General features: G+C 39.3%; 6 protein-coding genes, 1 tRNA gene and 1 pseudogene. 4 read left to right on the forward strand and 4 right to left on the reverse strand.

Translation table 11 applies throughout. The features are described from left to right. Positions 1 to 2 precede the first annotated feature (2 nt). The 4 genes from NL42_RS06395 (at position 3) to NL42_RS06410 (ending at position 5,066) form a co-directional block, all read left to right on the forward strand. Entirely contained in the window at positions 3 to 1,055 is a 1,053-nt protein-coding gene (locus NL42_RS06395) for a microcin C ABC transporter permease YejB (protein WP_461312159.1), read from the forward strand. Beyond that, the gene (locus NL42_RS06400) at positions 1,055 to 2,065 is read left to right on the forward strand and encodes an ABC transporter permease (protein ID WP_461312160.1); all 1,011 of its coding nucleotides are present in this window, start codon (positions 1,055 to 1,057) and stop codon (positions 2,063 to 2,065) included. Before NL42_RS06395 ends, NL42_RS06400 begins: the two co-directional genes overlap by 1 nt. Then, positions 2,040 to 3,635, forward strand: coding sequence for a dipeptide ABC transporter ATP-binding protein (locus NL42_RS06405; RefSeq protein ID WP_461312161.1), 1,596 nt, complete (start codon positions 2,040 to 2,042; stop codon positions 3,633 to 3,635). The genes NL42_RS06400 and NL42_RS06405 overlap by 26 nt, the downstream gene beginning before the upstream one ends. Before the next feature lie 186 nt (positions 3,636 to 3,821). Further along, positions 3,822 to 5,066: an NADH:flavin oxidoreductase/NADH oxidase family protein gene (locus tag NL42_RS06410; protein WP_461312162.1), complete on the forward strand. Its 1,245-nt coding sequence runs from the start codon at positions 3,822 to 3,824 to the stop codon at positions 5,064 to 5,066. Positions 5,067 to 5,107: 41 nt separating this feature from the next. Here NL42_RS06410 and NL42_RS06415 read toward each other — a convergent pair whose 3' ends face one another. From NL42_RS06415 to NL42_RS06430, 4 genes and pseudogenes are all read right to left on the reverse strand, one after another. Continuing rightward, positions 5,108 to 7,222: a TonB-dependent siderophore receptor gene (locus NL42_RS06415; protein WP_461312163.1), complete on the reverse strand. Its 2,115-nt coding sequence runs from the start codon at positions 7,220 to 7,222 to the stop codon at positions 5,108 to 5,110. Positions 7,223 to 7,406: 184 nt separating this feature from the next. After that, positions 7,407 to 7,482, reverse strand: a tRNA-Glu gene (locus NL42_RS06420). An 18-nt stretch (positions 7,483 to 7,500) separates the two neighbouring features. Then, complete coding sequence (gene rnt, locus NL42_RS06425; RefSeq protein WP_002117536.1) at positions 7,501 to 8,163, reverse strand: ribonuclease T; 663 nt, start codon at positions 8,161 to 8,163, stop codon at positions 7,501 to 7,503. Beyond that, positions 8,148 to 8,328 (reverse strand): annotated as a pseudogene (locus tag NL42_RS06430) (dihydroorotase); the annotation flags it as partial. The pseudogene NL42_RS06430 and the gene rnt, both read right to left, overlap by 16 nt.

An 8,328-nucleotide genomic window follows, 5' to 3' on the forward strand; every position in this document is an offset into this window, starting at 1 on the left:
ATATGGGTTCATATATTCTCAAGCGACTTCTTTTAATGATTCCCACATTGTTTGTCATTTTATTGATTAACTTTGTGGTTGTGCAAATTGCACCAGGTGGGCCAGTTGAGCAAGCAATACATCAGGCACAAAGTGATTTGGGAATTGGTCGTGCATTGAGTGCAGAAACTTATTATCAAGGTGCTCAAGGTTTAAGCCCTGAAATGGTTGAGCAAATTAAGGCTCAGTACGGCTTTGATCGTTCTGCCCCTGAACGATTTTTTCTAATGTTAAAAGGCTATTTAACTTTAGATTTTGGACAAAGTTTCTTTAAAGATAAACCAGTCGTGCAATTGTTGTGGGAAAAAATACCTGTTTCGATTTCGCTTGGGCTAGTGAGCACTTTTCTGATTTATTTAATTTCTATTCCACTGGGAATTAAGAAGGCAAGACAGCAAGGCTCATGGTTTGATCGGTCCACCTCTTTAGTTCTTGTGGTGGGATATGCTGTACCAAGTTTTGTATTTGCCATTTTGTTAGTTGTTTTTTTTGCGGGCGGCTCTTATTTTCAATGGTTTCCATTACAAAACTTAGTATCGGATAATTTTCATCAACTTAGTCTTTGGGACAAAGTTACCGATTATTTATGGCATATGACTTTGCCACTGATTACCATGGTATTAGGCGGTTTTGCCAGTTTAACCTATTTAACTAAATACTCATTTTTAGAAGAGCTCAATAAACCTTACGTTTTGGCAGCCTATGCAAAAGGTTTGAACAGCCAACAAGTTTTATATAAGCATGTTTTTCGAAATGCCATTTTAGTCGTGCTCGCAGGATTACCAGAAGTGTTAGCGGGTATTTTCTTTGTGGGTAACCTGTTTGTAGAAATTATTTTTCATTTAGATGGGGTGGGTTTGCTGGGCTTTGAAGCCCTTGTCCAGCGAGACTATCCTGTTATTTTCGGGGTTTTATTTTTCTTTACTTTATTTAGCTTAATTTTACGTCTCATATGTGATGTGTTGTATCAATGGATTGATCCTCGGGTTCACTTTGACGCACAAGGAGGCAAATAATGTCTTTAATTGTGCGTACACGATTACAGCGTTTTAGGCAGCATAAATTGGGTTGGGCCAGCTTTATTTTATTTAGTCTGATTTTGGTTTTGTCCTTAGCTGCGGAGTTGATTGCTAACGATAAACCGCTGTTAGTGAAGTATGAAGATTCTTACTATTTGCCAGTGTTAAAAACATATCCAGAAACGGCTTTTGGTGGAGTGTTTGAAACAGAAACTGATTATAAAGACCCCGCGGTACAAGCGCTTATTAATCATAAAGGTTGGGCAGTTTGGCCCCTCATTCAATTTTCATATCAAACTCCTAATTTAGACTTGGCCGTTCCTGTACCGTCACCACCCTCCAAGCAAAATTGGTTGGGAACAGATGATCAGGGAAGGGATGTTTTTGCCCGCATTCTTTATGGTTTAAGAATATCGTTACTTTTCGGTTTAGCTTTAACGTTTTGTTCTGCTTTGTTTGGCATTACTGTGGGCGCCATTCAAGGTTACTATGGCGGTTGGGTAGATTTATTGGGACAACGTTTAGTTGAATTCTGGAATGGCTTGCCCATGCTTTTTATGGTCATGATTTTGGTCAGCATGTTTGTACCCAATGTATATTGGCTATTTTTCATTATGTTGTTTTTCGGCTGGACCGTTTTGGTGGGTATTGTCAGAGCCGAATTTTTAAAAGCTCGCCAGTTGGATTATGTTCGTGCAGCCCAAGTATTGGGAGTGACCGATCGCGCTATTATTTTTAAGCATATTTTGCCCAATGCGATCAGTTCGAGTTTGTCTCAGTTACCTTTTATTTTAACGACTAATATTAGCGCGTTAACCGCTCTTGATTTTTTAGGGTATGGACTGCCGCCCGATGCAGCCTCACTAGGTGAGTTATTGCTGCAAGGTAAAAATAATTTAGATGCGCCATGGCTGGCAATTTCAGGCTTTTTTAGTCTGGCTATTGTTCTTTCACTTTTAATTTATATTGGGGAGGCGGCCCGTGATGCGTTTGACCCAAGAAAATAGTTTAAATACTGCCTCAACGTTATTGAAGGTAGAACATCTTTCAGTTCAAACCAAAGACCAAAAGGTTTTATTGAAAGATCTGAATTTTTACTTAAATGAAGGGAAAACACTCGCTATTGTGGGCGAGAGCGGTTCAGGTAAATCGATGAGCTGCTTAGCAATAATGGGATTACTGCAAGAAAAATTAGAAGTAACAGGTCAGGTCTGGATTGGTTCACAAAACATGCTTGAGTTAGATGAGAGAGCTCAAGCAAATTTACGTGGTCGACAAATCGCTATGATTTTTCAGGAGCCTGCTACTGCGTTAAATCCGCTACATCGGGTTGAGAAAATTGTAGGAGAAAACCTTCTTTTATCAGGTTTTTCAAAACATGAGGCTCGACAGCGAATAGTTGACCTGCTAAAAGATGTGGGAATTGTTGAACCAGAACAAATTTTAAAACGCTATCCACATGAGCTCTCTGGTGGACAAAAACAACGTGTCATGATTGCGATGACATTGGCGCTTCAACCTAAAGTTTTGATTGCTGATGAGCCTACTACTGCGTTAGATGTGGTTTTACAGATACAGATTTTAGAGCTATTAAAATCTTTACAAGCAAAATATGGAATGGCACTTATTTTAATTAGCCATGATCTAAATTTAGTAAATCGCTATGCTGAGAAACTGATTGTATTGCAAAGTGGGCGTGTAGTAGAGCAAGGTGAACTGAGCCGAATCTTTGCAAACCCTAAAACAGCTTATACAGCGCAATTATTAGATCATGATTTTGGAAAAGTAGAATCTTTACCTGCTCAGCAGAACGTTTTATCAGTTCGACAGCTCAGCGTGCAATTTCCTATAAGAAAAGGAATTCTAAATCGCATTCAAGGGTATTTCACTGCAATAGAAGATTTGAGTTTCGATCTTGCTCAAGGGGAATCGCTTGGGGTAGTTGGCGAAAGTGGTGCAGGTAAGTCATCTTTAGCCTTGGCTTTGGTTCAGCTTGTTAAAAGTAAAGGGCAAATTGTTTTTTTAGGGCAAGATTTGAATCAGTTACAGCCAAAAGTGCTACGGTTGATGAGATCAGATTTTCAACTTGTATTCCAAGACCCATTTGGCAGTTTAAACCCACGTATGACGGTAGGGCAGATTATTGCTGAAGGATTAAAGTTAAAAGCTGCGAATGAAAAAGAGGTAATCCAGCAAGTTGAGTCTGTCTTGATAAAAGTTGAGTTGGCTGAAGATTTTCAACACCGTTATCCTCATGAGCTTTCAGGTGGCCAACGTCAACGGGTTGCTTTGGCAAGAGCTTTAGTCGTTCAACCGAAACTCTTAATTTTGGATGAACCTACATCCGCCTTAGATCGGACCACGCAAAAAGCCATGATCAAGTTGTTGCAGCAATTACAGCAAACTGAGCAGTTAAGTTATATTTTTATTAGTCATGATCTAAATATAGTGAAATCACTGTGCCATAAAGTGATGGTATTACGTCATGCCAAAGTTGTTGAATTTCAGGAAACTGAACTCCTATTTTCTAAGCCTCAAACTGAATATACTAGACAATTAATTAAAGCATCTCTTTAAGATTTTATTTTAATTATTTGTTTTTAATAGAATAAATTTAATTTTGAACTTATGCAAAAAGTTGCATATTTTTATATTCTTTAAAATTGACATGTGCTATTGTCAGTTATCGATTATGTCTTGACACGCCCAATAACTCATTTAAATTAGAGTAATTGCTCTATAATTCAAAAAAAGAGGTTAACCATGAACCAGATTGCTCAACCTATCACAATTCGTAATACCACCTTTAAAAACCGAATTATTAAAGGTGCGATGAGTGAGGCGCTTGCAAATTATGAAGGTCAACCAAATGATTTACATTTGGGCTTATATGGTGCTTGGGCAAAAGGTGAGCTTGGGTGTGCCATTACTGGTAATGTTATGGTAAATGCCAGAGCAAAAAATGAACCCGGTGTTGTTGTTATTGAAACCGAACGGGATTTAGAGCGCTTAAAAGAGTGGGCAGCATTAGGTAAAAAATATGGCATGGTTCAGTTGATTCAATTGTCGCACCCAGGTCGTCAGTGCCCAAAAGGTTTAAATAAAGAAACCGTTGCACCATCGGCAGTACCTTTTAGCCCAGCTTTAGCAACTATGTTTGGAACGCCACGTGAACTTACTCATGATGAAATTCTAGATATTATTAATCGTTTTGCGACAGCAGCTCATATCTGTGAAAAAGCAGGTTTCGAAGGGGTGCAACTGCACGGCGCACATGGTTATTTAATTAGTCAGTTTTTATCTCCATTAACCAATAAGCGTACAGATCAATGGGGTGGTTCAGTTGAAAATCGGAGCCGTTTTTTATTAGAGGTTTATAAGGCAGTACGTGAAGCAACCTCAGAAAATTTTATTATTTCAGTGAAGCTTAACTCGGCTGACTTTCAGCGTGGCGGTATTAGCGAAGAAGATGTCATTTCAGTGTTTAAAGCAGTAGATGAAGCTGGTATCGATTTAATTGAAATTTCAGGTGGCACTTACGAGGCACCAGCAATGGCTGGAGCTAAGGCGGATAAACGTAAAGCAAGCACGATTGCGCGTGAGGCATACTTTTTAGATTTTGCTGAGAAAATCCGCCAGCATGTTAAATGTAAGCTCATGGTGACAGGTGGGTTCCGTACTGTAGAGGGCATGAATGCTGCACTCGCAAGTGGTGCATGTGACTTTATTGGTATTGCTCGCCCATTTGCCGTGGAAACTGATTTAACAGAACGTTTAATTGCAGGGCAAGACGTGCGCTATGCCGTAAAACCGATTAAAACAGGTTTACCTTTTGTCGATAAAATGGCAATTATGGAAATTATTTGGTATGCCGCTCAATTTAAAACCATTGGCAAGGGTAAAAAACCAAATCCAAAACTTTCACCACTAGTGGTGTTTTTGAATTATGCCAAAGGCAATATTAAAGCGGTGATTCAAGGACAAGTGAACTCGCGTAAATCTGCATAAATCAGATGCGCCATTTCGATAACTGAAATGGCGCATTTCTTTTAGAACGTATAGCTCATACCCAATTGAACCGTACGTGATTCACTCGGATAAGCATATAAATTGAAAGCACTTTCATCATAAACTTTGTCAAAAATATTTTTCAGATCTAAGTTAAGACGAAGTTTTGGTGTCGCTTGATAATAAGAAACTAAGTCGGTAACCGCATAACCTTTCATAGTGTAGGTACTATTTGCTGTTTGTCCTGCACGCTTATCAATATATTTTTGATTAATCCCTAGACCTAAGCCTTGTAAAGGGCCATCTTGAAATTCATAAATATTTAGAAGATTAAAACTATTCTTTGGAATATTGGCTAAAGCGGTTCCTTTTTGCAATGTATTGTCTTTGCTGACTTCTGCATCTGTATAGACATATCCACCAATAATTTTCCAAGAAGGTGTAATTTGTCCCGCAACATTTAGCTCAATACCTTGACTATGAACTTGGCCAGCAGCAACTTTATAGGCTGAATCTACAGGATCTAGAGTTAACACATTTTCTTTTTTTGCATAAAAAATAGCAGAGTCCACCGATAGCATATTGTCGAGTGCTTGCCATTTAAAGCCTAACTCGTAAGCCATGCCTTCCTCTGGGTCAAAACCTTCTCCATTACGGCTAGCACTAGTGTTAGGTTTAAAAGATTTCGCAGCATTGCTATAGATTGAAAGGTCATCACGAGCTTTAAAAACCAAACCTAAACGTGGAGTAAAGGCATTGTGACTCGTATTCCAATTCGCGGTATTCGGTAATAGGTTTTTGTAATCATGTTCGTAATGTTCAAAACGTAAGCCTAGTAGCGCGCTTAAGCGTTCATTTAAATCGATTTGGTCTTGTACAAAAAGAGCAGTTGTTTTTAAGTTTTCACGGTCATGAGTAGTAACCCTATTAAGCTCAGGCAGCGGTTGGCCTAAAACAGGATTATAAATATTAATAGGATAACTACCGACATCACCACTTGAACGAATAATGTATGACTTGTAATCATAATTTTCATATTCAAGCCCAGTCACTAAAGTATGTGCTAATCCTAAAAGCTGGAAATTACCTGTTAAGTTAATTTGGGCATCTGTATCTTGCCATTTCAATTCACGATAGTTGTAATTCCGGCCTAAAGTTTCGCCGTCATTTTGAATGCCATTTGCTTCTACCGCATAGCCATACAATTTGCCATTTGAATATTGCACACCCGCATTAAGCTTCCAGTCATTTCCAAGGTCATGTTCGACTCGTAATTGAGTCATATTGTTATCATTGTAGAGTCGGTTGTTGTATTTACCCGTTTCCCATAAATAAGTTTCGGGTGAACTATTAAAAGACTTCTGGCCTGCATAGCGTGTTTGACCACGGTCAAGCGGATGCTGGTTACGTAAAATATCGGCTTCAAAGGTAACTTTAGTCGCGTCGGAAGCTTGCCATTGAATGACTGGTGCAATTCCATAACGTTTAGATTCAACGTGGTCGCGATAACTATCACCGCCTTCTGCAATCACATTGAGGCGATAACCAATATTTTCTGCATTTGGAATAGTGCCTGTCGTGTCGACAGTGGTGCGATATAAACCTTCACTGTTAAGCTGCGCGCCTAAAGTGGTTTGTTGCTCAGACTTTGGAGTTTTAGAAATTAAGTTAAACGTACCACCTGGGTCACCACGACCATATAAGCTGGAAGAGGGGCCACGTAAAACGTCTACGCGTTCAATCGTGTTGCTATCTGGAGCGTTCGGATAACCACGGTTAATCGGAAATCCATTACGGTAAAATTCACCACTGGTGAAACCACGTAGGTTAAACCCTGATAAGCCTTGACCGCCAAAGTTATTAGCACGAGTAACACCGCCAGCTAAATCAAGCGCTTCGATTAAACGTGTTGCTCCAATATCTTCAATTACTTTTTGAGTCACCACACTGACAGATTGTGGCGTATCTTTTAATGCGATTTCGGTACGTGTTGCGCTACTCGAATTCTCTACCTTATAAGCTTGGTCAGATCCTTGTTGAGCTTTAATTTTAATCGTCGCAAGAGTCGTTGAAGAAATATCTGTTTCTGCAAAAGCAGTTGATAAACAGCAGAATTGAGCAATGCTCAGGGAGAGGAGACGAAGCTTAAGATCCATTTAAAACCTTGTTGATAATAAATATCAGTATAGAAATAAGAATTATTATATTGTAAATCTATGTAAAGGAAATACTGGATCAGTGATATTTAAATACAAATGTATTTTATTTGGAAATAAGAGAGGTTAAAAAAACAAATAGAATGTTAAGAAAATAAAAAAGAAATTTTATAAGAATAGAATATGGCGTCCCTACGGGGATTCGAACCCCGGTTACCGCCGTGAAAGGGCGATGTCCTAGGCCTCTAGACGATAGGGACGTTGAGGATGGCGGTATCTTAAGAAGCCGCCACCAAACTGTCAAGTAGGTAAGGAGACAGTTTGTTCAAAATATAGCAAAACAGTTCAGCAGTCTTCTGAGTATCGTATAAAGCAGAGTGTGCTTCTTTACCATCGAACTCAATTCCAGCTTGAATACAGGCTTTAGCAAGGACGGTTTGTCCAAACATTACAGCACTTAAAGTAACTGTATCCATGACTGAAAAACTATGAAAAGGGTTCTGGTTTTTTGTGCTTGTACGTGCAATTGCAGCTTGAACAAAACCAAGATCAAAATGGGCGTTATGACCGACCAAAACAGCATGCGTACAATGTTGCTGTTTACGAACTTCATTGACTGATTTAAAAATACGGCGTAATGCAGTCCGCTCATCTTCAGCCATTGCAATACGCATTGGATTGAATGGATCAATACCAATAAAGTCTAGCGAACGTCGGTCGAGGTTAGCCCCTTCAAACGGGTTAATATGCGCATGAAATGCTGGGCCAGGGACAAATTGTCCCTGAGCATCATACACAATTGGAATGCACGCAATTTCTAGCAATGCATCTGTCTGGGCATTAAAACCTGCCGTTTCAACGTCAACAACAACAGGTAAGAAGCCACGAAAACGTTGGCCAATGACCGGGACAGAGGTTTCTTGTGTCACACTTTTCTCCATTGCAGCGTTTTCCCGGCATGCAGCGGGATAATTTTTTGATCATCTAAATAATCAAAAGATTCTGGTACAAGGTTATCTTCTTTTACCAAAGTAATAGTAGAAGTATTACGTGGTAGACCGTAGAAGTCTGCGCCAAAATGGCTAGCAAAACCTTCTAGGCGTTCT

The organism is Acinetobacter sp. GN11, assembly GCF_054823985.1.